Genomic DNA, 25,653 nt, shown 5'->3' with positions numbered 1-25,653 from the left:
CGCGATCCATTCTCTGTGGTTATAATACAGTACAAGAGTGATGGAGAGCGGGGATGGGCTTGTTTATTCGCGAACTTGGCGAATTTGGATTGATTGAGCGCTTGAGCGCTATTGTGGCTAGAACAGATCCACGTGTTTTGGTCAATATTGGAGACGATGCGGCGGTCGTACGCTACGATCGCCCTGTTGTTATGACAACAGATGCACTTGTGGATGGAGTGCATTTTCGCGATGATCTCATAGATCCTACATCTGTAGGCTATAAAAGTTTAGTGGCATCACTAAGTGATATTGCTGCTATGGGGGGAAAACCGTTACATGCCATGGTTGCACTTGCTGTTCCCTTTACAGAGCAAGTAGAACGGATAGAAGCCATCTATCGAGGGCTAGACGAAGCGTGTGCAGAGTTTGGCGTAACGATTGTCGGTGGCGATGTGGTGAGTACGTCTGGGCCGCTCGTCATCACTGTATCGGTGACTGGCGAACTAGTAGGCGAGCGTCCTCTTCTACGAAGTGGGGCGCAGGTAGGTGATGTGATTTTTGTGACAGGTGATGTTGGCGGATCAGCTGCATATCTACATAGTAAAAATCAAAGTGATGGGTTGCACATTGGTGAGAGTGATGAGTGGATTTTACAAAAGCGTCATCAGCGGCCGGTTCCGCAGCTGATGGCGGGACACATTTGCGCGCAAAATCCCGGTTGTACGTCCGCTAATGATGTGAGTGACGGTCTTAGCTCGGAATTGCATGAGATTGCTTTAGCGAGTGGTGTGCGCATGATGATTGATGCTGATCGCATTCCTACGCTACCTGCATTGCGACATTATGCGCGCGTAGTAAGTGTTGATCCTCTCCAGTTTGCGCTATATGGCGGGGAGGATTATCAAATCGTAGGGACCATGAATCGCGTGAAAGCAGGTTCTTTTTTGTCGCTTATGCAAGCACACGGGATTCGTATCAGTTTGATTGGCCAAGTGAAGAGTGGTGAACCTAACGTCTATTTGAACACTCGTTCTGGGATAGAGGAAGTTCCTAAAAAAGGATATGATCATTTTCCAGTAGGAGTTGAACCGGTATAATGGGTGATCTACAGCAAGAGTACCAGTTGACCTTGACTAGTACTGATGTACACCACACAAGAATGCTTGGAGAACTGTGTGGGCGGATGGTACATCAACAAACTGTCATCAATTTGCGGGGACGACTCGGGGCTGGGAAAACTGTTTTTGTCTCTGGATTGGCAAAGGGGCTTGGCATAGCCGAGATGACGCATAGTCCAACATTCACTATAGTGTCTGAGTATGCTGGGGGACGGTTGCCTCTGTACCATATGGATTTATACCGCTTAGGTGAGAGTGCGCTGCGTGAACTTGACTTGTTTGATGAGTATTTTTATGGTGATGGTGTTTGTGCCGTCGAATGGGGTGACCTCATACAAACTGTTTTGCCAACTGAGCGTCTGGATGTTCTGTTTTCAGATCTCCTCATAGAAGAAGAATTTGTTGATTCGCGCAGGATAACGCTTGTTGCATATGGAAGTGAACATGTACAAGTACTAAGAGAGTGGATGAACTTATGGCCTTATTAGCAATTGATACTGCAACACCTACACTGGCATTGGCAGTGGCTGATCACTCGGGGCAAGTTCTAGCCTCCTGGTCTACTAAAACGCCCAAGATGCACGCGACTTATGTCAATCAACTACTGGATGATATGCTGGCAACTGTCTCTTGTGATCCGCGAGATATTGAGGGTGTCATCGTGGGCGTCGGGCCAGGATCCTATACGGGGATTCGCATTGGGGTAACCGCGGCCAAGATCTATGCGTTTGCTCGCGGAGTTCCACTTGTGGGCCTGTCGTCGTTGACTGCAGCTGCTTATGCGCTTGCTATGCAGCGGGGAATGGTCGTTGTGATGTGGGACGCCCGTAGGCAGTCAGTGTACGGAGCAGCCTATCGTGCGCATGACGGTGCACTTACCTGCGTGCTATCTGAACAAAGATATGATATCGCGTCATTGATCACAGCTGTGAGCAACATGCTACATCCAGGAGAGGCTGTATATTTGCTGGGAGATGTTGTAGAGGGTGTTGCACAGCAATATGCCACTGTATTTGCAGACCATTCTGTGATGATCTATGATCGAACGGCTTCTGTACATGGAGAACATCTATTGGCACTGGGGTATCCTGAGTTACATAAGAAGATGCTAAGTCTTGAGGTGAGCGATCATGGCAAAGATGCGCACGGCTTGGTACCTCGCTATCTTCAATTGGCGGAGGCAGAAGCGCGCTGGCTGGAAAAAAGGCGAGGGAGTTCAAGTAATGAATCCGAATGAAGTGTCATTTCGTCGCATGACTGTTCGAGATGTCGACCATGTGATGAATATTGAAAAAGCATCATTTACAGCACCATGGTCACGCAATGCTTTTTTGGGTGAATTAACAGAAAATCACTTTGCGCATTATGTTGTCATGACGCTTGGTGATGAATTGATTGGATATGGCGGCATGTGGGTGATTATTGATGAAGCTCACGTGACGAATATCGCAGTGTATCCTACCTATCGCGGGCATAAGCTAGGTGAACGCTTGTTGCGGCGGTTGATGGCGGAGGCGATAGCAAAGGGTGCGCGCAAAATGACTCTTGAAGTACGTGTGACAAATACCCCAGCAAAAGGACTATATCGTAAACTAGGATTTGAAGATGGCGGGATTCGCAAAGGTTACTATACTGATAATCGGGAAGATGCGTTAGTGATGTATGTGACGCTTCCTGCTCTAGGAGAGATTGTGGATGCGATGGAGTGAGCGCATGCAACTGCGCTATGAGGAGGATAGGAAGCAAGATAAGCCTATTTCTATCTTAGCGATTGAATCGAGTTGTGATGAAACTGCAGCTGCGGTCATTCGCAATGGGCGGGAAATTATCAGTTCTGTTGTGGCCTCGCAGATGGAATCACACGAACGCTTTGGGGGAGTGGTACCAGAGGTTGCATCACGAGCTCATGTGGAGCAAATTGGGTTCGTCATTGAACAAGCACTCGTACAATCGGAACTTTCTTTGGATGACATGCAGGCCATTGCTGTAACGTGTGGACCTGGGTTGATCGGAGCATTATTTGTAGGGGTTACTGCAGCTAAAACACTTGCGCAAGTGGCTGGATTGCCGCTTATCGGCGTACACCATCTGGCTGGTCATATGTATGCTGCCTCTCTATCCGATGGAGTGGAGCCACCTTTTTTAGCTCTGATCGTTTCGGGTGGTCACACAGAGTTATTGCATGTAAGGGAAGATGGCGTGATTTTGCGTCTAGGTAAAACAAGAGATGATGCAGCTGGCGAAGCATTTGATAAAGTGGCACGAGCGCTTCAACTCGGGTATCCGGGAGGACCTAAGATACAACAGATGGCACTTCTAGGCGATCCAAAGTATGTGGCGTTTCCACAGGCTAAACTAGGTGAAGAGTCGCTTGATTTTAGTTTTAGTGGGTTAAAATCAGCTGTGTTGTTGCATCTGGATCGCGCAACAAAAGCTGGCCAAGACGTTCGTACGGCGGATATTGCAGCTAGCTTTCAACGCGCAGTCATTGAAGCACTCATGACAAAGACAAGGCTAGCTTTGCAACAGACGGGTCTGACTACACTTGTATTAGCAGGTGGAGTAGCGGCCAATCAAGCATTGCGGGAAGCTGCCAAAGAAGTTTGTAGGGAGTTACATGTGCAGTTAGCTGTACCCGATACGTGGCTTTGTACCGATAATGCCGCGATGATTGGTGCTGCTGCATATATGCGCTATAAACAGCACAAACTTGCTGATTTAACATTGACAGGGCGCGCTGATTTTCCAATTGACCAGTGGTAATAAGTACATGTATAGGGTTAACCACAGGCCTGTGTATAACGTTGTGGATAAGTTCCTCGGAACTGTGGATAAACACATTATATTTTTACCGCTTTAACCATTTGTAGCTTGATTGGAAAGATCAACGCTTCTGATCCGTATTGTTCAAGTACAGAACGGCCATTTTGTTTGAGTTCTTCGATTAGATCGAGTCTGGCCTGCCAGGGAACTTGTGCGAGTAAATCCTGAAAAACGCCGAGTCCATAGATAAAAAACTCTGTGGCCATCTCCGGATTTCGAAAATCAAGGTAAATAGATATTTCCTTCGTTTCAATTTGCGTATTCCCTAATTGGGTCAAAGTAGCTTCCACTTCGTTACTTTGTGGAAATGCATGGATACCAAAAGATTCAAGTTTCAAATCTAAGTCTAAAACTGGCTCGAACCATGTTTTATAAAAATCGGGTAAATGTTCTGGTTCTAAAGGATGCAAACTTGCAATAAATCCACCTGGCTTCGTGACTCTGCACATTTCTGAGAGTGCACGCGGCAGGTCGGAATATTGTAGAAATCCTACGCCAACACAAGCGTCAAAGTATTCTTCTGAAAAAGGAATATGTTCAACATCTGCACGTTGGAAATCCACCCATTCAATCCCGTACAATCTTCGCGTTAATTCTGCGTGTGCAAGCATCCCGGTCGCGGGATCAATGCCTGTCACATGTCCTCTTGCTCCAATTTTTTGTGCAAGTCCTGTTGAAAAAAGAAATGTTCCTGTACCGCAACCTACTTCCAATACTTGTATACCACTGGAGATGGTGATCCATTCTAGAAAATCACGCCGAATATGCGTAGCTTGCGGAATGAGAGATAGCTCTAACTCCTCATAATCCTCCAAATGGTTCAAAAAGGCGATTTGCAGCATGTTTTTTCTGTGGTCTACATAGCCGCTCAGTTTAAGAACTTCTGTGTTAATTTGAAGAAGTTCAATCCCGCATTCTGTTAATTCCACCATGCGAATTCCATTGGTAATTTTAATACGTATAGAACCTATGACTGCACCAAGCATGAGTTCATCGCTCAATGAGTAATCAATCCAGGGACGATGCCATTCTCCATTATTAAAAATGCGTTCTGGAATTTGACCATAGTAGCGAAGAGCTAGGTGATTCTCATAACTAGTCACGAGAGCAAAGATACCGACTAGTGTCTCTATGCCTCTTGTTACGATAAATGTTTCAGTCGTATGGATGGCTTGTAAAATTAATGTTTCATCAACAAAAAATTCACCGCGCAACAATAAAGCATTTTGAATGGCTGTTGAAGCAATGGTTTCGTAAATAGCAGTACGGACAATACGTTCAGGGAGTGGAAAATTGCCAACGATAAACTTCGCTGATCCATATGACCAATATAACCGCTCAAATTCTTTTGCAGTGTTATTAATCAGGTGGAATAAATCCGCGTCAAAGCGTTCGGTTGTCTCTGGGCTAACAAGCCATGGACTAATGGCTAATTGACAGCTAAGAAAGTCTTGAATAGCCTCTTTTAGATCGGGAAATCGAAACACAACAGCCCCCCTACCACTACATGTGAAATGTTATTTGATTGTGAACACAATCATCTTGGTTTGTTTCATCGATTAGAAGGATAGAAGTCGTCTAAGTGCTATCGAGCACGCGTATAGATAAATGAAGTGCGGCTTGTACAAAAAGTCGCTCCATATCTATACAATTAGATTGTGAGGGAAATGCTTTGAAATGGCAAGCATTACAAGCACATATGCTCATTGGATTACAAACAGCACTTGGTTCACATTGGGATTCAATTGCAATTGGACTATCTTTTTTAGGGAATTATTTTACTTATCGTTACTTGGTGATTGGGTTAGTCATTGTTGTTGGCACTGAGTACGCACTTGAAACTGGAATCATTGCGCTCCTCGCTATGATAAGTGCTGATGCTCTAAAGTTACTATTTTTAACAAAAAGACCATTTGAAATGCACTATCCCATTCGTTCGCTTTATACGGATTCTGCAGCAGGAGCATCTTTCCCGAGTGGACATGCGGAAGTAGCTACTGCAGTGTACGCACTTTTTGCTCGCACCATGCGCATACAGAAAAAACGGTGGTGGTGGTTATGGTTACTAATACCGCTATTTATCGGTATTAGCCGTCTATATCTTGGTGTGCATTGGCCAATTGACGTTGTATCAGGGTGGATTTTTGGTTGGATGTTGTTTGAGTTAACCATTTTGCGTCCTGGATATGGGCATATGAGTATGCGTTTTGGGATACTTAGTCCAGTATGGTGGATCATTATACTTTTACTATCTAATTTTATCACGTTTGGTTCTGACACTGTGGGGATGTTGCGTTTTGTTGCAATGTTTTCGCTATTTTCCTATTTTACACCGCCTGTCTTACCCGCTCGGAGTTTGGGAGTAATGTTGTTTAGGGCTGGCATTGTACTCTTTCCTATGTGGCTTTTGAGTGTTATATTGCGCCATGTACTAGGAGCAGGAGCTATACCTATTGAAGGTATGGTGTACGGAGCTTGGCTTGGACTGGTGGGGTTTGTCTTTCCATACGTAAAGATCTAAGCTAAGAGTAGGAGGTGACAGAGTATGTCTCGTGGCGATGAGATGTTTGATCAAGTACGACAACAAAAGGCGGCGCTTCGAAAAAAAATGCGCGCGATGCGTGAACAGGTGGATCCCGTACAAAAAAGGTTATTTGATGAAGCAATTGGACATCGCGTCATCAGTTCATCTGTGTTTGAATCTGCGCAGTCGATTCTTCTATACTTGGATTTTTCTCATGAAATATCTACCGAGTTGATCATCCGCCAAGCACTCTTACTAGGGAAAAGTGTGGCGGCTCCAGTAACCAAGAGGGGCGAACAGATGATACAAGCCTATCCTATTGATTGTGTTGAACAAGTTCACATTGGTGACTTTGGTATGCGCGAACCACTTTCTACAGGGGCGCCTATGGCCGTTGAAGCGTTTGATCTGGTGATCATGCCTGGTCTAGCATTTACACATCAAGGGGACCGGTTAGGATATGGTGGTGGATATTATGATCGCTATTTACTACATAGTAAGCCATCTACTGTAACTATGGCGCTTGCGTATGATTTTCAATTGGTATCAGATATACCTGTACAAGCGTTTGATATCCGCGTTCATCGCATTATAACGCCGACTGCAGATATTGAGTGCATGGTATAATAAGTCTAGTTTGTAGAGTAAATGCTTGTAAAGAGGTCTTATATCCATGTTGAAGACGCAGCGTGCAAAGATAAGTGCGGTGATCCTAGCTGGTGGATTTAGTAGTAGAATGGGACAAGACAAAGCATTGTTACAGATTGGGCATAGGACCTGTGTTGGAAGAGTAGTGTCTCAAGTTTTGCAGATCACGAATGACGTCTGGATTGTACGACGACCTGATCAATCTTTACTTGATGAAGGACAAGTCATTGTGGATATTCATCCTGGACAAGGACCACTTGCTGGGATGGAAGTTGGACTCCTGCATATACATGAGCCAATATGTTTTGTCCTTTCTGTTGATCTTCCACTTGTACGTGTTGAATTGTTGCAGTTTCTATATGAACAAATGCAAGATGATACGCAGTGTGACGCAGTAATACCGGAATATGAAGGGCGTTTATACCCTCTACTTGGCGTCTACCGACAAACTTTACAACCAATGATCGCTGAGATGTTGCGACAAAATAAACGACGCGTATTTGATCTGATCAATGCAATTCCTGTGCGCGTTTGTACTCATGAGCAGTGGAAGGTATATGATCCATTAGCGATTAGCTTTCTGATGATGAACACGATGGATGAGATGAAGCACGTGATGGATCTCATTGAGGAAGGTGGTCTCTTATCATGAAACGTGAAGTGCGTGTCGAGGATGCTGTAGGAATGGTACTAGCACATGATTTGACACAAATTATTCCTGGACAATATAAAGGTAGATTGTTTAAAAAGGGACATGTTGTTTTGGAACAAGATATTGTCTCACTACTCTCCATCGGGAAAGAGCACATTTTTGTTTTATCGTTAGATCCGGGAGAAGTCCACGAAGATGATGCGGCGAATCGCATGGCAAAGTCCATCATGCATGATAGTCTTTTGTTTACTGAGCCACATGAAGGAAAAGTAAATGTAAAAGCGGCACATGATGGCTTATTTGTACTTGACGTCCCTGCATTGCAACAAATTAATGAGATTGGTGATGTAGTCGTTGTTACAAAACGGACATTCACACCAGTGAAAGAGGGAGCAACGCTCGCTGGTTTGCGTGCGGTTCCACTCATTATTGCAGAAGAAAAGTTGACAGCTTATGAAGAGATTTTGCTCTCGCGTAATCCGTTGATGCGTGTGGTCCCATTTGCTTCGATGAAAGTCGGCGTTGTGACCACTGGTAGCGAAGTATTTAAAGGGCGCATCGAAGATCGGTTTGGTCCAATTGTAAAAGAAAAAATCTTGGCATATCACGCACAGTGGCTGGGGCAACAGATTGTTGACGATCAAACAGAAGCGATCGTACGTGCGATTCAGTCATTTATAGCAGAAGGAGCAGATATGGTTCTTGTGACAGGTGGCATGTCTGTTGATCCTGATGATCGCAGTCCTGGAGCTATCGCACAAGTGGCGACAGAGGTTGTATCATATGGAATGCCAATGTTACCCGGGTCTATGTCGATGCTCGCTTATGCTGGGGATGTTGTGCTCATGGGGCTACCTGGTTGTGTGATCTATGATGCGCAGACTGCCTTTGATCATCTACTACCACGAGTTTTAGCTGGATTTCACTTAACCCGTGCAGACATTGCAGCACTTGGTCATGGAGGACTTTTGTAATGGCGGGCGAATCCCCCATACTTGTAGGTTTTTCTGGGTATAAACATGTAGGGAAAACAATGCTCATTGCAAAGTTGATGACTCATTATACAAAACAACAAGTGCGTGTTGGAGCGATTAAGCATGATGTACATGGGTTTAAAGGGAGTCCAGATCAAACTGATACGGCAACATTTGCACAGTCTGGCGCGGCAAGCATTGTCGTTGCAGATACAAGCGGGCATTATACATTGGAGCGGTTTGATCAAAAGCCCCCGTCGATTGACCAATGTATTGGCCTATTGGGACAGGTTGATGTAGTGTTTATCGAAGGATTTAAACAGGAACCTTTTCCGAAGTGGGTGATGCTTGGCGAAGATCTCTATAGTGAAACGGCTTATCGCGAGCCGGATTATCTGACAGATGTAATGCGGATGAGTGAAGTGCTAGGGTTCATTGTAGCTAAGCCTCCTTATGCGGTTGTCAATCAAGACCTACGAGTGTATGATAGAAACGATATAGATGCAATAGTGTCCGTAATTGATCGATTAATGTTCACAAAGTAGAGGAGGTACACTTATGTCTTTTGGCAACATGGGACTTTCTGGTTTGATTTTGATTTTGGTTGCTGCGCTACTAGTATTTGGTCCTAGTAAACTTCCAGAGATCGGGCGTGCCTTTGGTAAAGGGATAAAAGAATTTAAAGATGCGACACATGAATTGACAGGCGATAAGTCACAGTCTCCTGAACGGCGGGATCAAGAATAGTTACGGTGGATGAGAAATGATGATAGAGGTTAGCGTCTGTAAGGTGATACTGGGGGCGAGGCATTGCAACAAATAGGCCTCGTTGAGCATCTAAGTGAACTTCGAAAACGGTTATTGATTGCGTTTATTTTCTTTCTTGTTGCACTGATTATTGCACTTATTTTTGTGGGCAATATCTATACTTATCTCGTAACTCCAGCGCATGGTTTAAAGCTCGTTGTGCTCGGACCAGGTGATGTGGTACAAATTTACTTGTCGATTGCTGGGGTTGCGGCGTTTGCTGTCACAACTCCGTTTCTTTTATGGCAAGTATGGAGATTCGTCGGTCCAGGTTTGAAGCTACATGAACGCAAGTATGCGGCAAAAATGATTGGGCCGACTAGTATCATGTTTATACTGGGGCTTTCCTTCGGATATTATGTTATTTTTCCTGAGATTTTTCATTTTCTACGTGTATTAGCTCAAATGCACTTTCACGTTATGTTCACTGCCACTGAGTATTTCGAGTTTATGTTCAATATCATTGTACCTTTTGGGATTTTATTTGAACTTCCGGTAGTGGTGATGTTTTTAACGCGTATTGGGGTGATTACCCCCATGTGGTTGCGCAAGGTGCGGCGATATGCATATTTTGCGTTCGTCATTCTTGGCGTATTTATTAGTCCACCTGAATTAATATCGCATTTAAGTGTTGTCATACCTATGGTTTTAATCTATGAATTGAGCATTGGTATCTCGGTATTGGCATATCGCAAGAAGTTATCTACAGAGGCGTGGTGGCGTACAGATGCAAAAAAAGAAGTGGGCATCGTCACTGCGTCTGAACCAGTAGAAACGATGTCGACAATGGACGATGATCATGATGTAACTATGGATGACCAAGAGTATACATCGCCGACTTCAGATAGTCTCGATGAAGAGATCGAACCAACAGATTGCATGCCATCTGAGCAACATGAATTACCTGATGAAATGACACTTCAAAATGATACTGAAATGGGTAACAAAGTGGTGCACAAAGTGATTTTCCCTTCGCGAATCGGCGTCAATCTTGAAGAGCGAGAATAGCGTGGATTCAACTGCGAAGTACAAGTATCGCCTGTTAGAAATGAAAAAGAGTTGTGCAAGGTAGTGTGTTTTCTACTGCCCTGCACAGCTTTTTTCATTATAGTGTAGGTTATTCAGTCTCTGTCATTTCTGCGGATTGCACAATAGCATGCGCTTCTAGTGCTTGTGCATATTGTTGTGCAATGAACTGCTCCCTTGTTGTGAGTTGCTGCTTGCGCCGTTCGATGCCACTTGCAATCACTTGCATGCCTGAAGCCATTTCTACATACATCGTTTTTATAGTCGGATCAAGCGTTTCTAAGGCGAATTGTGAAAGGGTTGCATGAAGTGAGAGTGCAGTGGCGTGTGCCGATGCTAATTGGTTTAAGGTTGTCATGTGCTGCCTCCACGCTACTCATCATGTCTATACTATGTGTAGACATCTTGTGCACTATGCGATAGCAGAGTAGAGGAAGTGACGAATGCACATCTATGTGACATGGAAACTCATGAATTATAGGTGCTGAGTTGAGCCGAGGCCTACTTGACGTTTCACTAAATCAAGGGTTGGTTTAGCAGCTATACGCGCTCGTTCGGCTCCACGTGCGAGAATACCTTCAATTTCACCGCTATTGCGAACCTCTGCATAACGTTTTTGGATGGGGTCAAGCATAGCCACAAGAATCTCGGCCAAATCCTTTTTGAAATCGCCATACCCTTTACCTTGGTAATCGTGTTCAATTTCTTCAATACTTTTATTGGCGCTCAGTGAGTAAATGGTGAGCAAGTTTGAGACTGCAGGTTTGAGCTTGGGGTCATATCTCACTTCACGATCAGAATCAGTGACTGCGCGGCTCATTTTTTTGCGAATGAGATCAGGTGGATCTAACATTTCAATGCGACTTTGAGGATTAGGATTGCTTTTACTCATTTTATTGGATGGATCATCAAGCGACATGATTCGAGCCCCTTGTTTAAGCATTAACACTTCTGGCAGGGTAAATGTCTTGCCAAATCGGGCATTAAAGCGCTCAGCAATATCGCGTGTCAACTCGAGATGCTGTTTCTGATCATCGCCTACTGGTACGAAGGATGATTGATATAAAAGAATATCGGCAGCCATTAGAGTTGGATAAGTAAAGAGACCAACGGTTACACTGTCTTTGCCGTCCGACTTCTCTTTATATTGGGTCATGCGAGAAAGCTCCCCCATATGAGCGACGCATTGGAGAATCCATCCCAGTTCGCTGTGCTCTGCTACGTCTGATTGGACAAATAAAGTGGATTGAGTTGGATCAAGACCAACGGCAATATAGAGTGAAGTCAGATCTAAGATGCGTTCTCGCAGTTGTTTAGGATCTTGGGGTACCGTAATGGCGTGTAGATCGACAACACAATAAAAGGCATCTGATGTGTGTTGTACATTTACAAATTGTTTGAGGGCACCTAAATAGTTGCCAAGTGTGATTTGACCTGTAGGCTGTATGCCGGAAAAAACACGTGTTTTTTGTATCAAATCGATCTCATCCTTTAGCATCAATGTTTGTGGAGATCATTTCATGATCTGTTGACTTCTCTTTAAGAGGTTGTTCAAAAAGGGGTCAGAACTCCCCGGCGCATGGCAGCGTCAGCGCCAAGAAGGCTCCCTCACGTACCCAAAACGTACGCTCAGTCCACATTCTTGGCTTGCTTCCTTGCACTGCACGGGTCTTACCTGCCCCCTTTTTGAACAGGCTCGTTAAACGAATAAAATAAGTGTACTTCATGAAGTCAATAATTTAAATCTAAAATGATCTTCCCATAGAGAATGAATCACTGTCAAATGTTGAGTGTGCAAATTTTTTTTAGAATAACACAGAAATATGGTTGCAAAATGTCTGGGCAATCGGTAATATAAACATTGTCGTTAGCACTCAGTTGAGGTGAGTGCTAACAAAAGAACAGTTATCTACTATTAGGAGGGTTTTGCATGATTAAACCACTCGGTGATCGCATCGTGTTACGGATGCTTGAGCGTGAAGAGAAGACCTCAAGCGGAATTGTATTGCCAGATAGCGCTAAAGAAAAGCCACAAGAGGCAGAAGTTGTTGCAGCAGGTCCTGGTCGTTATGAAGATGGCAAGTTAGTAGCATTAGAAGTCAAAGTAGGCGACCATGTGATTTTTTCGAAGTTCGCAGGAACAGAAGTTAAGTACGAAGGTACTGAATATCTGATCGTACGTGAATCCGACATTCTTGGCGTTCTGTAATCATCACGGCTGTTGTAAGGCATGTTGACTTGTAGCTAAGGCTACATAAACGAATGACTATGTTAGGGAGGCAAAATTGATGGCTAAAGATATTAAGTTTCGCGAAGATGCTCGTCGTGCCATGTTGCGCGGTGTTGATGCACTTGCGGACGCGGTAAAAGTAACACTTGGACCACGTGGACGCAACGTCGTTTTAGAGCGCAAGTTTGGTTCTCCGCTTATCACCAATGACGGAGTTACCATTGCTAAGGAAATTGAGTTAGAAGATACATTTGAAAACATGGGCGCACAACTTGTTAAAGAAGTAGCAACCAAAACAAATGATATCGCAGGTGACGGTACAACCACTGCAACTGTCCTTGCACAAGCGATGATTCGCGAAGGCTTGAAAAATGTAACATCTGGTGCAAATCCGATGGTATTGCGTAAAGGAATTGAGCAAGCTGTTGAGCGCGCTGTATTGGAGATTCGCAGCATTTCTAAGCCTGTTGAAGGCCGTGAAAGTATTGCTCAAGCCGCTTCAGTTTCAGCTGGCGATGATGCAATCGGCGAACTGATCGCAGATGCCATGGAGAAAGTCGGTAAAGACGGTGTGATCACGGTTGAGGAATCCAAAGGTTTCACCATGGAGCTCGAAGTGGTTGAAGGCATGCAGTTTGACCGTGGATATATCTCTCCTTATATGGTGACAGATGCAGATAAAATGGAAGCAGTCTTAGACGATCCTTACTTGCTCATCACCGATAAGAAGATTGGAAATATCCAAGAAATTTTACCTGTGTTGGAGCGCGTTGTTCAGTCGGGTCGTCCATTGTTAATCGTTGCAGAAGACATGGAAGGCGAAGCACTTGCTACTCTTGTAGTGAATAAGCTCCGCGGTACATTTACAGCTGTTGGCGTTAAAGCTCCTGGTTTTGGCGATCGCCGCAAAGCGATGTTGCAAGATATCGCGATTCTCACAGGTGGTCAAGTAATCAGTGAAGAACTTGGTCTTGAACTAAAGAGTACGACCATCGATCAACTCGGTCGTGCACGTCAAGTTCGCGTGTCTAAGGAAAACACGATTATTGTTGATGGCTCAGGCGTGCGCACCGATATCGATGCACGTGTCAACCAAATTCGCATTCAATTAGAAGAAACAACATCTGATTTTGACCGCGAAAAATTGCAAGAGCGCCTCGCAAAATTGGCTGGTGGCGTAGCTGTGATTAAAGTCGGTGCTGCTACTGAAACAGAACTCAAAGAAAAGAAACTCCGCATCGAAGATGCATTGAATACTACGCGTGCTGCAGTTGAAGAAGGCCTTGTGCCTGGCGGCGGTACTGCACTTGTCAATGCGATTAGAGCACTTGATGAACTCACAGTAACTGGTGATGAATTGACTGGCGTGAATATCGTCCGTCGTGCACTAGAAGCTCCTGTTCGTCAAATCGCTGACAATGCAGGTCTCGAAGGTGCTATTATCGTTGAGCGCCTGAAGAAAGAAAAAGTGGGAACAGGCTTTAATGCAGCTACAGGTGAATGGGTTGACATGTTTAGCGTCGGAATTGTCGATGCAGCAAAAGTAACACGTTCAGCATTGCAAAATGCTGCTTCTGTTGCAGCTATGTTCTTAACCACTGAAGCAGTTGTGGCAGATAAACCTGAAAAAGATAAGGGTGCAATGCCTGGTGGCGGTATGGGCGGCATGGGCGGTATGGATATGATGTAAGATCATCACTTGTGCATACAAGTGATGATAGCGCGGGTCTCCTAAAACTTTAGGGGACCCGCGCTTATTTGTATTGTACTAGACAAGCAAGAATGGATTATATACTATTTAACATCATGCGCTAATGCGGAGGGCTGATTGTGGCAAAAAAAATAAGGTCGGAAGATTCAAACAAGATTGTTCAGCTAGAGGGTAACCAAACATCTGATGTGCAGCTAGAAGAGCATATAAAGAAAAACGTCATAACAACAAAAAAGGGGCAAAGTCTTAAAGAAGAAATGAAGCGTGAGTACCAAGAGACGCTGTATCGACTACAGGTTGAATTGGTAAAATTTCAGCGTGAAATGATTGAAAAACAGGAACGAGTACTCATTATTTTTGAAGGCCGCGACGCCGGAGGAAAAGACGGAACGATCAAGCGCATCGCAGAACACTTAAGTCCGCGTGAAACAAGGATAGTTGCTCTGGGAAAGCCGTCTGATAGAGATATTACAAGTTGGTATTTTCAGCGGTATGTGGCCCATCTTCCGGCGGCGAGTGAATTGGTCTTGTTTAATCGAAGTTGGTATAATCGGGCAGGTGTTGAGCGCGTTATGGATTTTTGTACAGATCAAGAGTACGAAGAATTCATGAACACAGTACCTCTGTTTGAACAAATGTTGGTTCAATCGGGGATTCGAGTACTAAAGTATTATTTGGATATTAGTAAGAAAGAACAAAAGAAAAGGCTTAAAGAGCGTCGCTTAGATCCTCTGAAGCAGTGGAAATGGAGTCCGATTGACGAGCAAAGCGTTAAACATTGGAAAGATTATAGTGAGGCTCGCAATGCAATGTTTGCTCGTACACACCATGTGCTAGCTCCTTGGTATGTTGTGCAAGCAGATGATAAGCGAGTAGCGCGTATTCATATCATGAAGCATATTCTTTCGCAGTTTACTTATCCTGATAAAGATCTTGAACTGACCTTGAATCAATCAGACATTGTATTCGCCTATGATGAAGTACATGTACAAGATGGTACAATTGTGCGGTAGATAGAAAGTTTTTTCTAGAAAAAATTTTCTATCTAAAACTTCTTGACGAACTGTGCTATGTATGAGAGATTACTAGCAGTAATGTGATGTGAATTCGTTTTCTATAATGAAAGGTGGTGAACAGATGGATCAGTCATCGAAGAAGAAAGGCAAACGCGGATGGCTATGGTTATTACTTTTGCCTTATATTTTCACATTGTTTCCACAATTCTATTCAACTTATCAGCCGACGCTGTGGGGATTTCCGTTTTTTTATTGGTATCAATTTCTATGGGTGATTATCAGTGCGTTGTTGACGTGGATTGTATATGTGATGACAAAATAGATGAGTGTACAAGTAAGATGGGATGAGGGGAGTGTGTCATGGTTAACTGGTCAGCTTTGTCAGTGTTTATCATTTTTTTTGTGCTGGTAACTGTTATTGGCTTTCTAGCAGCTCGCTTTAGGCGCGGTAATCTCAGTTCTATTGATGAGTGGGGTCTAGGAGGAAGACAGTTTGGAACACTGATTACTTGGTTTTTATTGGGCGGAGATTTGTACACTGCTTATACGTTTATTGCGATTCCAGCACTTATGTATACGTCAGGGGCTACAGGATTTTTTGCAGTACCCTATACCATTATCATTTATCCTTTTGTTTTTGTCGTAATGCCTCGATTGTGGTCAGTATCGAAAAAACACGGATTTGTGACGGCTTCTGATTTTGTTCGTGGGAGATTCGATAGTAGCTTATTGGCTCTTGCTATTGCTGTTACGGGTATATTGGCAACGATGCCGTACATCGCCTTACAACTAGTTGGGATGAAAACGGTCATTGAGGCGATGGGTGTAAACGGAGAATTGCCACTCATTCTAGCGCTCGTCATCTTAGCGGCATACTCGTTTTTAAGTGGGATTCGAGCACCGGCGATGATTGCCATTGTAAAAGATATCATGATCTATATTACGATTATTGCAGCAGTGATTATTATTCCTGAAAGACTGGGTGGATTTGCACATATTTTTCACGTTGCAGATGCGGTTCTAAAAACGCGAAAACCAGTACCTGGGGCGTTAGTGATTGGACCCAAGGCGTATTCGGCGTACGCCACACTTGCACTTGGATCGGCCTTAGCATTGTTTTTGTATCCGCATTCTGTTACTGGCATCTTGAGTTCAAAAGGACGCGGTGTCATTAAACGCAATGCTGCCTTTCTTCCAGCCTATTCTTTTATTTTAGGCTTCATTGCACTCCTTGGGATCATGGCAATTGCAGCTGGTGTTCATACGAAAAATCCTAATATGTCGGTTCCATTGCTCTTGCTAAAAGAGTTCCCTGGATGGTTTGCGGGCTTTGCTTTTTCTGCTATTGCCATTGGCGCTTTAGTACCAGCATCAATCATGTCCATTGCGGCAGGTAATTTATTTACACGCAATATTTTCCGCGAATATATCTCGCCAAATACTTCAACGAGTACAGAAGCGATGGTAGCAAAAGTGGTGACGCTTGTTGTGCAATTGGGCGCTTTGCTCTTTATTGTTGCACTGCCAGCAACGCTTGCCATTAACTTTCAACTTCTCGGAGGTATCTGGATTTTACAAACCTTACCTGCTTTGATTTTTAGCTTATATACGCGGTGGTTTCATCGCTATGCACTCTTGCTGGGATGGTTATCCGGTATGGCTGTCGGCACATGGATGGCGATTGCACAAAACTTCAAATCCTCTGTGTATGCCCTGCATTTTGGACATACGGTGATTCCAGGCTATGCGGCAGTATGGGCACTGATTGCCAATGTCATTGTGTTGGTTGTGTTCAGTCTTCTCTTTCATGCACTGCGTGTTCACAATGGGAACGATATGACGAAAGCGGAAGATTATGAAGAGGAGCATTCTGATTCTGTATTGGCTTAAAATTAGGGAGAAAAACAAAAGTAGTATCAGCTATTCACTGCTTGTTTAGGGTGACTGATACTACTTTTTTATTTAACGAATCACCATGACGGGGCATTTTGCGTGATGTAATACTGCAGTGCTCACACTTCCGACAAAGATTCTTTCTAGTGTGTTGTGTGCATGGCTGCCGATTAAAATAACGTCAGCTTGTTTCTTTTCTGCTGTATGGCAGATCGTGTCTGCTGGAACACCCACTAATGAAATGAATTGGACGCGCGCACCAAAATGAGATAATTCCTTAGCAATATGTGCTTGTATATCTGAAATGACTTGCTTTTCTCCATCTGTGATGGGAAGTGTGATGCTACCTTCATAAGTGGGTTGTTCGACATATAGTGCGATGAGTCGAGACGTTGGGAATGCCTCTAAACATTGTTTTGCAATTTCTCCTGATTTTTCAGCTAAACGTGATCCATCTGTTGCCCATAAGATAGTTTGCATATTGTATACCCTCCATTGTGTGCAACTTCATAAAGTTTATACTAATTCAAATACAAGCCATACACAATGCGTAACTGGTATGGATAAATTCACTGTGGTAAAGTAAGAGGGGCCAATTGGTAGATAGAAGTGAAACACTAGTACTATAAGAGCCTGTTCAAAAAGGGGGCAGGTAAGACCCGCGCAGTGCAAGGAAGCAAGCCAAGAATGTGGACTGAGCGTACGTTTTGGGTACGTGATGGGGCATTCTTGGCGCTGACGCTGCCATGTGCCGGGGAGTTCTGACCCCTTTTTGAACAACCTCTATAAATGAAGTTCGGAACTGCAAACTGCTTTTTATGTGAGTGCAATGTATGGTATGTGTCTGGGTAAACTTCTAGAGAACATGGCTACCGGGTGTGCAATGGTATGAGGATGGGTAGAGAAGGAGACGACAGCGATGAATCCCAGAACAGCGAGAGATCGCGCAGATGTTTGGGCTACATTTTCTGGCCCTAATTTAGGGTACATGATGGAGAAGTATGAACAATATTGCTTGGATCCACATGCAGTTGATGAAGAAACAAGGAATATATTTGATACGTATGGTCCACCTCCATCAGAGGGGACGACCGATGAGGAAGTCACTACAGTCAAGTTCGAACAAAGTACAAGTGATGTGGACAAGCTAGCGGCTGCGTGGCACTTCACTCGGAATCTGCGGGAGTATGGACATTTGCAAGCGCGAGTGAATCCTTTGCAAGAGGGGGATGTGAGTGTTCCTTTACTTAACCCAGCAAGCTATGGATTAACTAAACAGGATTTAGATAGTATGCAGGCAAAGTGGATCTTAGGTAAAGATATACCGCAGATTCGGACAGCCAGTGATGCTATATCATATTTATGTACTTGTTATACAGGTGCGATCGCATATGAATTTATGCATGTGTACAATCAGGATGAACGCGAGTGGCTAACTAATCAGGTGGAGTCTAACGAATTGCTCGAGGGCTTGAGCGTTGAACAAGAGCGAGCATTATTGGAAGAGCTGATTGCCGTTGAGGAGTTTGAAAAGTTTTTGCATCGCACATTTGTGGGTCAAAAACGATTCTCCATTGAAGGGGTCGATTTACTCGTACCCATGCTCAATCACCTCATCCGTCTGTCCACCGTACAGGGAGCAACAAGTGTGATGATGGGCATGGCCCATCGTGGGAGGCTAAATGTTCTCGCACATGTATTAGGTAAAAAGTACGAGCTTATTTTTTCGGAATTCCACGCGGCTCCAAATAAACAGTTAGTTCCTTCCGAAGGTTCTATGGGGATCAACTACGGTTGGACAGGTGATGTGAAATATCATTTAGGAGCAAAACAAACAGTCGCTGGCAACGGGGTTGCGCAAGCGCGATTGGTTCTAGCTAATAATCCTAGTCATTTGGAGTTTGTGGATCCGGTTATCGAAGGATTTTCTCGTGCAGCGCAAGAACAATGTGGCGCAAAGGGATTTCCTGTACAAGATGTTGATTTGTCGATCCCCATTCTTGTTCATGGAGATGCAGCATTTTCTGGTGAGGGTGTAGTAGCTGAAACGCTCAATCTGTCTGAATTAGCGGGTTATCATGTAGGTGGCACGATTCATATTATCACCAATAACCAACTGGGATTCACGGCGGAACCAGAAGAGGGACGATCGACTCGTTATGCCAGTGACCTCGCTAAAGGATATGAAATTCCAATTGTGCACGTCAATGGCGATGATCCGGAAGCGTGTATGGCTGCAGTGCAACTTGCTTGGCGCTACCGCAAGCAATTTCATAAAGACTTTTTGATTGATTTAGTCGGCTATCGTAAATGGGGACATAACGAGACAGATGATCCCACTACGACACAGCCGATATTATATGATATCATCGCTAAACATCAAAGTGCACGGGTGCAATATGAAACCAAACTGTTAGAAAAAGGTATTGTAACTAAAGGTGACATCGAAGCACTCACAAAGTCAATACAAGAAAAACTGCATGTAGCTCATCAGCAAACGACGATGGAGAACGGATTACAATCAGCTCATAAAGAGGCATTAAAGGTGCCGATCTTTAGGGAAGACACTTCGGTTGCCCTTCATGAACTGCATCAAATAAACGAAGAGCTGCTCACCTTCCCGGATGATTTTGCAGTGCAACCTAAATTGCAAAGGATTCTTATGAGGCGCAAAACAGTGTTTGATGAACAGGGAACTGTGGATTGGGCGCATGCAGAAGCGCTTGCCTTTGCTACGATTCTTGCAGATGGAACGGATATCCGTATGACAGGACAGGATAGTGAACGCGGTACGTTTGGGCAACGACACTTGATGTTGCACGATATACACACGGGTGCAAAGTATTCACCATTGCACGGAATTTCACAGGCTAAATCATCCTTTTCGATCTATAACAGCCCCTTATCTGAGGCTTCGGTGATCGGATATGAATACGGTTATAGTATCGAATCGCCTCATTCTATGGTTATTTGGGAAGCTCAGTTTGGTGATTTTGTCAATGCGGGGCAGGTGTTAATCGATCAATTTGTTGCACCTGGTTTTGCGAAGTGGGGGCAACGATCTTCACTAGTGATGTTGTTGCCACATGGTTATGAAGGACAGGGTCCAGAACATTCAAGTGCGCGACTTGAGCGTTTCTTACAATTGTCAGCGCAGTATAACTGGCGTGTCGTATACCCGACGAGCGCATCACAATATTTCCATTTATTGAGACAGCAGGCGATGAGTGAAGAAGATCAAAAGATGCCGTTGATTGTCATGACACCTAAAGGCTTGTTGCGCAATCCTCGCACTGCGTCGGCTGTGCAATTTTTCACTGATGGTCATTTTTATCCTGTGTTACAGGAGCCGTTGACCGAGATGCACAGTGAGTCAGTGGAACGTGTGATTTTGTGTTCTGGGAAAGTTGCTGTTGATTTATCGGCACTTTTGGCAGAACAAGAACATATAGAGCGGGTCGCAGTTCTTCGCATAGAGCAACTCTACCCATTTCCATATGAGGATGTACAAGCAGCTTTCTCTCGTTATCCCCATCTAAAGGAAGTAGTTTGGTTGCAAGAAGAACCACAAAACATGGGTGCTTGGACGTTTGTGCAAGACAAATTGCGCAGTGTTATGGATCAGTTCAGAGTGAATGGGGCTGTCCCCAATCAGCAACTAACGCTTACTTATGTCGGACGTAATGAGCAGGCAAGCCCTGCAGAGGGAATTGCGGGAGATCATCAAATGACACAATCACGGATACTCTCGACTGCGATTCATCAGGAGATTGTTGTGAACGAATAACGATAAAGGAGTAGATAGTGATGAGTAAACTTGTGGTGCCGGAGCTTGGAGAGTCGATTGTTGAGGCTACAGTTGGACGTTGGTTAAAGGCTGTTGGGGATCAAGTGGGAGAAGGGGAGGCCGTTGCTGAACTAGAAACCGACAAGGTAAATATGGAGGTCATTGCAGAAGAAGCAGGCGTTCTTGAAACGATCGTTAAAGGCGAGGGACAGACTGTGACGGTCGGTGAGGTGATTGGAACAGTTGGATCAGGAAGTGGTACGGCAACTGTCGTATCTGCAACAGCTCCTGCCGTTTCACAGGAGAGTCGTACACCTGATCAGGCACTGGCTCCGACACCTGCTGCAGGGACAATAGAAAAGGCTCATTCTGATGATGCAGCAGGACTTGGACATGTAACGAATTCTCTTCTGGGTCGTACGACGCCGTCAATTCGCAAAATGGCACGCGAATATGGCGTTGATGTCAATCGCGTGAAGGAGTCTGGTGGAGTAGCGGCGGCCAAAGAGTCTGAACAGGCACCCAAATCGGCAAGTAGTTCGCAAAGCACAGTGACACACACAGGGCAAGCTACCCAATCAAAGCAGGGAACAGGTATATCTTCTGCTGTAGGAGAACGCGCTGAAGAACGTGTGAAAATGTCGCGTAGACGGTTGACGATTGCACGGAGATTAGTTGAAGTACAGCATACAGCAGCGATGTTAACTACTTTTAATGAAGTGGATATGACGGCGATATTGGCTTTACGCACGCGTCGCAAGGATCGCTTTAAGGAACAATTTGGTGTGGGTCTTGGTTTTATGTCCTTTTTTACTAAAGCGGTGGTTGGCGCGTTAAAAGCGTTCCCGCGTTTAAATGCAGAAATCTCTGGGGAAGATATGATCCTCAAACACTACTATGATATTGGCGTGGCAGTGAGTGCTGAGGGTGGATTGGTCGTTCCTGTGGTGCGCAATGCAGATCGGTTGTCGTTTGCGGAGATCGAACGTGAAATAGCGGCACTAGCTGCTAAAGCGCGTAGCCAAACACTCGGGTTAAGTGACTTGCAGGGTGGAACGTTTACTATTACGAATGGTGGTGTTTTTGGATCTTTATTCTCAACGCCTATTTTAAATGCGCCACAAGTAGGTATTCTGGGTATGCATGGCATTTTGCAACGTCCGGTAGCAATTAATGGACAAGTGGAAATCCGTCCGATGATGTATCTTGCTCTTTCGTATGATCATCGGATCGTTGATGGAAGCGAAGCGGTGCAGTTCCTCGTTAAGGTGAAGCAACTTGTAGAAGATCCAGAATCCCTACTATTAGAGGGCTAATGGATTTTTTGGAAGGCTCGCGGACAGTATTCTTAGTGAGTTCATCAGTAAAGGTACATCCAATGGTGAAAAGAAGTTTGTTTTGATGTGTAGTTAATCAAATGGGACTGTGGCATTTGATGCCACAGTCCCATAAGTGCGTTGACTAGTGTCACGACGATCGAGGAGATGATCGAGCGGTTACGCTTCCAGTCCTTCCTGATCTGTTTCTAGTGCATTGTCTCGTAGATCAAACTGTATGGCACGTGCCAGCGCTTTAACTGCAGTGTAGAGATCGCGATAGGAGTCATTTTGTTGTAGTTTAAGGATCTGACACTTATGGAGGAGCAGGCGAACCATGAGAACGGGATCATAGGTGTGCTCTTCTAGATACGATAGTCCCTCTGTATTGTATGTTGTTGCGAGTTCCAGGTCGTTTTCCAGTATGGCAATTTTCACTAGATCATCTACGACATTAGCCGCTTTGGCAAACAACCCTTTTTGTACATAGTAGCTCTTACTAAACAACAACTTCTGTTTAGCGTGGTTATAGCGCTTTTGTTCTACTAAAATTAGACCAAGGTTTTGGTTTGCTGCATGCCACCGATCTTGATCGACTCGTGCGTATTTTTCTTGGGCACGTTGGGTGGAGTTATATGCTAAATCTAATTGGCGGAGTAAAAGTTGGCAACTTCCAAGTCCGTGATAACACATTCCTAATAATTGTTCTGAAGCGTTATCTGATTCTAATTTTAATAATTCAATTGTTTGTTCGTAATTCATAATTGCTATTTCATATAAAGTCAAACGTATAAGTGCTGACGCTAAGTTAATTCTTGCGCGACGCTCGACCTGCTGTGGCGGATTGGTTTGAATAATAGATTCGTAGATCTGCTTTGCTTCCGTAAACGACTTTTGGTTGAAGTACGAGTTCCCTAGTTGAAACATAAAGTCGAACCACGCTTGGTTCTCTGCGATAGGAATCCGACTTAACAAACTGTATGTGGTAAAGAGAATGTTGTGAATTTGTTCCGTGTAGCCTTCTTGTTGAGAAATATACATCGCCGCATCGACAGCTACATTGCTAAGTGAATATTCAATAGACTTTTGCCAGGACTCCAAGGCTAAAGGAATGGACTTGCAGCGCTTTGCTTGCAGTAGCTTATGATACGGCTCCCTTGATGCCTTAGGTGAAGCAGGTGGATCGAGCAGGTCGTCTAAGTTAACTTCTAGTTTTGTCGCTAGTAACTGCAGTGTCTCTACAGGTGGGATCGTCGCCCCAGATTCAATCATGCTAATGTAGGAGCGGTTAAATAAATCTCCTGCTAACTCTGCTTGGCTCATCCCTTTTAGTTTTCTGAGGGTTCGAACACGCTCCCCAACCGACATATATCCAAACTCCTTTAGCGGTTAATTTATTTACATATGTGAGTAACAGTCACACATGTAAATAAGTTAGTTGCGTTATACTAGGTTCATAAGAAAGAGAGGGTGATCATTTTATGAAAGATATTAAAGTACTTATTCTCGTCAGCAGCATGGTTTTATCCGCATTTTTAATGTTTACATCAGTGGGTGCGATGGGTAGCGGTTCAAATACAGCTGCATCTTCCGGTACGTATCATAGTTCACCTTTAGCCGTTACTGATCCAGGAGTTATTTAAGCTCGTTAGTAGTTGCCTACACTATAGCATAGAGTAGGGATATTTTTCATAAAAAATTCGTTATATAGCGCCATCTTGAAGGTGGCGCTATATAACATTTGCAATGATTGAGAGATGTGAGAAAGTAGGTTGATTGAGTGGGGTGGGAAAACTTGATGTGCAATCAAGATGACATAAAGCCTACTGTGCAAAATGGTAACCATCATTTTTACCGGAGTGATTCTATGGATGACTCGATGTATGTACGCGAGGTGCTTGAGGCAGGTTCCATGTACACCGTGTATCAACCTATTGTCAATCACTCTAAACAAATGGTATTTGCACATGAAGCGTTGAGTCGACCATTTTGGCAGGATAGTGCGCTAGCGCCAGATCGGTGGTTTCAGGCTTCAGTGGTGGAAGAGTGCAGTATGGCAGCAGACATGTTGGCCGTCCGAACGGCTTTCACACATTTTAAGTCAGATGCGCTCCATCAAAAGCGTTTATTTGTAAATGTGATGCCGACGAGTCTGCTCGATATTAGCTTTATGAATTTTTTCGAGCGAGCGCTGGATGTATATCATATGGATCCTACTCAATTAGTGATTGAAATTATTGAATACGTTTCATATATCCCCTCTGAATTGGCGCCAATATGCAATGTTCTGCGGTCTAGCGGGATACAGTTTGCTTTAGATGATGTGTCGCATGAGTGCTCTGCAAAAGAACTGCTATTGAAGCTTGATGTATTGCAACCTGAATATATTAAGATTGATCGCTCGCTCATTCATGGAGTCGCGCACAATCTGGTACAGCAAAAACGCCTTCGTTCATTGTTGGATCGTGTGACTTCAAGTAAATATGTCATTGCAGAGGGTGTGGAAAGCCAAGCAGATATGGAATGGCTCAAAATGAACGGTGTACAACTGAGCCAGGGGTATTATTGGAGTAAGCCTCTATGTATGTCGGAGATTGTATATTCTCAGAATTGTGAAGAATCAACGTTGACTAAAGGGGTAGGAACTGCACATGCTGGACTATTGCGTGCCTATCAAAATGTGCATAAGTATACAAAAGAAAAGTAGGTAGCTTGACCATACACTGTAGTCGATCGAAGGTCGATCAAAAACTGATTCATGGCAAGCGAACAATGAAATGAAAAAAGAATATAAACGGTGCATTCGTGCAACGTTTATGAGTGTAAAATTATCTATAAATGCAGCACAATGAACATTATCGACATTATTTGCGATTTACAGTGAAATGCGCTTGACTCTCTAAAACGGACTGTGTTATATTACTACCTGTCGCCACGAACGGCGGCGCGAAGAAGGCAAGCAAGTGGATCCTTGAAAACTAAATGCAACAAGAGACAAACACGCGAGCAGTAAAGTTAGAGACATGAATTAAGAGTTTGATCCTGGCTCAGGACGAACGCTGGCGGCGTGCCTAATACATGCAAGTCGAGCGGATAGATCTTCGGATCTATGAGCGGCGGACGGGTGAGTAACACGTGGGTAACCT

General features: G+C 44.2%; 26 protein-coding genes and 1 rRNA gene. 22 read left to right on the top strand and 5 right to left on the bottom strand.

Annotated features, from left to right (window positions below; translation table 11 throughout):
• The first annotated feature begins 53 nt into the window (after window positions 1-53).
• The 5 genes from thiL to tsaD are packed head-to-tail and all read left to right on the top strand — an operon-like array spanning window position 54 to window position 3,863.
• Entirely contained in the window at window positions 54-1,079 is a 1,026-nt protein-coding gene (gene thiL / locus MM817_RS09930) for a thiamine-phosphate kinase (protein ID WP_241714329.1), read from the top strand.
• Window positions 1,079-1,588, top strand: coding sequence for a tRNA (adenosine(37)-N6)-threonylcarbamoyltransferase complex ATPase subunit type 1 TsaE (gene tsaE / locus MM817_RS09925; protein WP_241714328.1), 510 nt, complete (start codon window positions 1,079-1,081; stop codon window positions 1,586-1,588). The genes thiL and tsaE overlap by 1 nt, the downstream gene beginning before the upstream one ends.
• A complete protein-coding gene (gene tsaB, locus MM817_RS09920; RefSeq protein ID WP_241714326.1) occupies window positions 1,576-2,337 on the top strand; it encodes a tRNA (adenosine(37)-N6)-threonylcarbamoyltransferase complex dimerization subunit type 1 TsaB in 762 nt (253 codons plus the stop codon). The genes tsaE and tsaB overlap by 13 nt, the downstream gene beginning before the upstream one ends.
• Window positions 2,324-2,809 (top strand): ribosomal protein S18-alanine N-acetyltransferase, encoded by a 486-nt coding sequence (rimI, locus tag MM817_RS09915; RefSeq protein WP_241714324.1) that lies wholly within the window; start codon window positions 2,324-2,326, stop codon window positions 2,807-2,809. Before tsaB ends, rimI begins: the two co-directional genes overlap by 14 nt.
• Complete coding sequence (gene tsaD / locus MM817_RS09910) at window positions 2,796-3,863, top strand: tRNA (adenosine(37)-N6)-threonylcarbamoyltransferase complex transferase subunit TsaD (RefSeq protein WP_241714322.1); 1,068 nt, start codon at window positions 2,796-2,798, stop codon at window positions 3,861-3,863. Before rimI ends, tsaD begins: the two co-directional genes overlap by 14 nt.
• Before the next feature lie 77 nt (window positions 3,864-3,940).
• Here the strand turns inward: tsaD and MM817_RS17270 are convergent, their stop codons facing one another.
• Complete coding sequence (locus MM817_RS17270; RefSeq protein WP_241714321.1) at window positions 3,941-5,410, bottom strand: methyltransferase domain-containing protein; 1,470 nt, start codon at window positions 5,408-5,410, stop codon at window positions 3,941-3,943.
• Window positions 5,411-5,595: 185 nt separating this feature from the next.
• Here MM817_RS17270 and MM817_RS09900 point away from each other — a divergent pair, with 185 nt between their 5' ends.
• The 7 genes from MM817_RS09900 to tatC all read left to right on the top strand — a co-directional run bounded on the left by MM817_RS09900 (window position 5,596) and on the right by tatC (window position 10,536).
• The gene (locus tag MM817_RS09900) at window positions 5,596-6,444 is read left to right on the top strand and encodes a phosphatase PAP2 family protein (protein WP_241714319.1); all 849 of its coding nucleotides are present in this window, start codon (window positions 5,596-5,598) and stop codon (window positions 6,442-6,444) included.
• A 24-nt stretch (window positions 6,445-6,468) separates the two neighbouring features.
• A complete protein-coding gene (locus MM817_RS09895) occupies window positions 6,469-7,074 on the top strand; it encodes a 5-formyltetrahydrofolate cyclo-ligase (RefSeq protein ID WP_241714316.1) in 606 nt (201 codons plus the stop codon).
• A 46-nt stretch (window positions 7,075-7,120) separates the two neighbouring features.
• Window positions 7,121-7,747 carry a molybdenum cofactor guanylyltransferase gene (locus tag MM817_RS09890; protein ID WP_241714314.1) on the top strand — a complete coding sequence of 209 codons (627 nt, stop codon included), beginning with the start codon at window positions 7,121-7,123 and terminating at the stop codon, window positions 7,745-7,747.
• On the top strand, window positions 7,744-8,721 hold the full coding sequence (locus tag MM817_RS09885) for a molybdopterin-binding protein (protein WP_241714312.1): 978 nt from the start codon (window positions 7,744-7,746) through the stop codon (window positions 8,719-8,721). Before MM817_RS09890 ends, MM817_RS09885 begins: the two co-directional genes overlap by 4 nt.
• Complete coding sequence (mobB, locus tag MM817_RS09880; protein ID WP_241714311.1) at window positions 8,721-9,266, top strand: molybdopterin-guanine dinucleotide biosynthesis protein B; 546 nt, start codon at window positions 8,721-8,723, stop codon at window positions 9,264-9,266. Before MM817_RS09885 ends, mobB begins: the two co-directional genes overlap by 1 nt.
• Before the next feature lie 13 nt (window positions 9,267-9,279).
• On the top strand, window positions 9,280-9,468 hold the full coding sequence (gene tatA, locus MM817_RS09875; protein WP_241714308.1) for a twin-arginine translocase TatA/TatE family subunit: 189 nt from the start codon (window positions 9,280-9,282) through the stop codon (window positions 9,466-9,468).
• A 63-nt stretch (window positions 9,469-9,531) separates the two neighbouring features.
• Window positions 9,532-10,536 carry a twin-arginine translocase subunit TatC gene (gene tatC, locus MM817_RS09870; RefSeq protein ID WP_241714307.1) on the top strand — a complete coding sequence of 335 codons (1,005 nt, stop codon included), beginning with the start codon at window positions 9,532-9,534 and terminating at the stop codon, window positions 10,534-10,536.
• 109 nt (window positions 10,537-10,645) lie between these two features.
• Here the strand turns inward: tatC and MM817_RS09865 are convergent, their stop codons facing one another.
• Window positions 10,646-10,912, bottom strand: a complete 267-nt coding sequence (locus MM817_RS09865; protein WP_241714305.1) for a DUF1657 domain-containing protein — start codon at window positions 10,910-10,912, stop codon at window positions 10,646-10,648.
• Between the two features lie 117 nt (window positions 10,913-11,029).
• Window positions 11,030-12,028 (bottom strand): tryptophan--tRNA ligase, encoded by a 999-nt coding sequence (gene trpS, locus MM817_RS09860; RefSeq protein ID WP_241714784.1) that lies wholly within the window; start codon window positions 12,026-12,028, stop codon window positions 11,030-11,032.
• A gap of 456 nt (window positions 12,029-12,484) precedes the next feature.
• On the opposite strand from trpS, the gene groES reads away from it, so the two are divergent.
• The 5 genes from groES to mctP all read left to right on the top strand — a co-directional run bounded on the left by groES (window position 12,485) and on the right by mctP (window position 17,401).
• Complete coding sequence (gene groES / locus MM817_RS09855) at window positions 12,485-12,763, top strand: co-chaperone GroES (protein ID WP_241714303.1); 279 nt, start codon at window positions 12,485-12,487, stop codon at window positions 12,761-12,763.
• A gap of 79 nt (window positions 12,764-12,842) precedes the next feature.
• Complete coding sequence (groL, locus tag MM817_RS09850) at window positions 12,843-14,474, top strand: chaperonin GroEL (RefSeq protein ID WP_241714301.1); 1,632 nt, start codon at window positions 12,843-12,845, stop codon at window positions 14,472-14,474.
• A gap of 140 nt (window positions 14,475-14,614) precedes the next feature.
• On the top strand, window positions 14,615-15,508 hold the full coding sequence (gene ppk2 / locus MM817_RS09845) for a polyphosphate kinase 2 (RefSeq protein ID WP_241714299.1): 894 nt from the start codon (window positions 14,615-14,617) through the stop codon (window positions 15,506-15,508).
• A gap of 124 nt (window positions 15,509-15,632) precedes the next feature.
• A complete protein-coding gene (locus MM817_RS09840; protein WP_241714297.1) occupies window positions 15,633-15,833 on the top strand; it encodes a DUF3311 domain-containing protein in 201 nt (66 codons plus the stop codon).
• Window positions 15,834-15,871: 38 nt separating this feature from the next.
• Window positions 15,872-17,401: a monocarboxylate uptake permease MctP gene (mctP, locus tag MM817_RS09835; protein WP_241714295.1), complete on the top strand. Its 1,530-nt coding sequence runs from the start codon at window positions 15,872-15,874 to the stop codon at window positions 17,399-17,401.
• A gap of 72 nt (window positions 17,402-17,473) precedes the next feature.
• Here mctP and MM817_RS09830 read toward each other — a convergent pair whose 3' ends face one another.
• Window positions 17,474-17,884 (bottom strand): universal stress protein, encoded by a 411-nt coding sequence (locus MM817_RS09830; protein ID WP_241714294.1) that lies wholly within the window; start codon window positions 17,882-17,884, stop codon window positions 17,474-17,476.
• A 439-nt stretch (window positions 17,885-18,323) separates the two neighbouring features.
• On the opposite strand from MM817_RS09830, the gene MM817_RS09825 reads away from it, so the two are divergent.
• On the top strand, window positions 18,324-21,191 hold the full coding sequence (locus MM817_RS09825; protein WP_241714292.1) for a 2-oxoglutarate dehydrogenase E1 component: 2,868 nt from the start codon (window positions 18,324-18,326) through the stop codon (window positions 21,189-21,191).
• Window positions 21,192-21,211: 20 nt separating this feature from the next.
• Window positions 21,212-22,507 (top strand): 2-oxoglutarate dehydrogenase complex dihydrolipoyllysine-residue succinyltransferase, encoded by a 1,296-nt coding sequence (gene odhB, locus MM817_RS09820; RefSeq protein ID WP_241714290.1) that lies wholly within the window; start codon window positions 21,212-21,214, stop codon window positions 22,505-22,507.
• Between the two features lie 180 nt (window positions 22,508-22,687).
• On the opposite strand, the gene MM817_RS09815 is transcribed toward odhB, so the two are convergent.
• Complete coding sequence (locus tag MM817_RS09815) at window positions 22,688-23,875, bottom strand: helix-turn-helix domain-containing protein (RefSeq protein ID WP_241714288.1); 1,188 nt, start codon at window positions 23,873-23,875, stop codon at window positions 22,688-22,690.
• 113 nt (window positions 23,876-23,988) lie between these two features.
• Here MM817_RS09815 and MM817_RS09810 point away from each other — a divergent pair, with 113 nt between their 5' ends.
• The 3 genes from MM817_RS09810 to MM817_RS09800 form a co-directional block, all read left to right on the top strand.
• Window positions 23,989-24,150 (top strand): hypothetical protein, encoded by a 162-nt coding sequence (locus MM817_RS09810; RefSeq protein ID WP_241714287.1) that lies wholly within the window; start codon window positions 23,989-23,991, stop codon window positions 24,148-24,150.
• A gap of 155 nt (window positions 24,151-24,305) precedes the next feature.
• Window positions 24,306-25,214, top strand: coding sequence for an EAL domain-containing protein (locus MM817_RS09805; protein ID WP_241714284.1), 909 nt, complete (start codon window positions 24,306-24,308; stop codon window positions 25,212-25,214).
• 317 nt (window positions 25,215-25,531) lie between these two features.
• Window positions 25,532-25,653: ribosomal RNA gene (locus MM817_RS09800) — 16S ribosomal RNA — on the top strand; the annotation flags it as partial.

Source organism: Sulfoacidibacillus ferrooxidans (assembly GCF_022606465.1).
Classification (GTDB): Bacteria; Bacillota; Bacilli; order Alicyclobacillales; family SLC66; genus Sulfoacidibacillus; species Sulfoacidibacillus ferrooxidans.
Note: the sequence above shows the minus strand (reverse complement) of the source record. Positions and strands in the feature narration are given on the sequence as shown.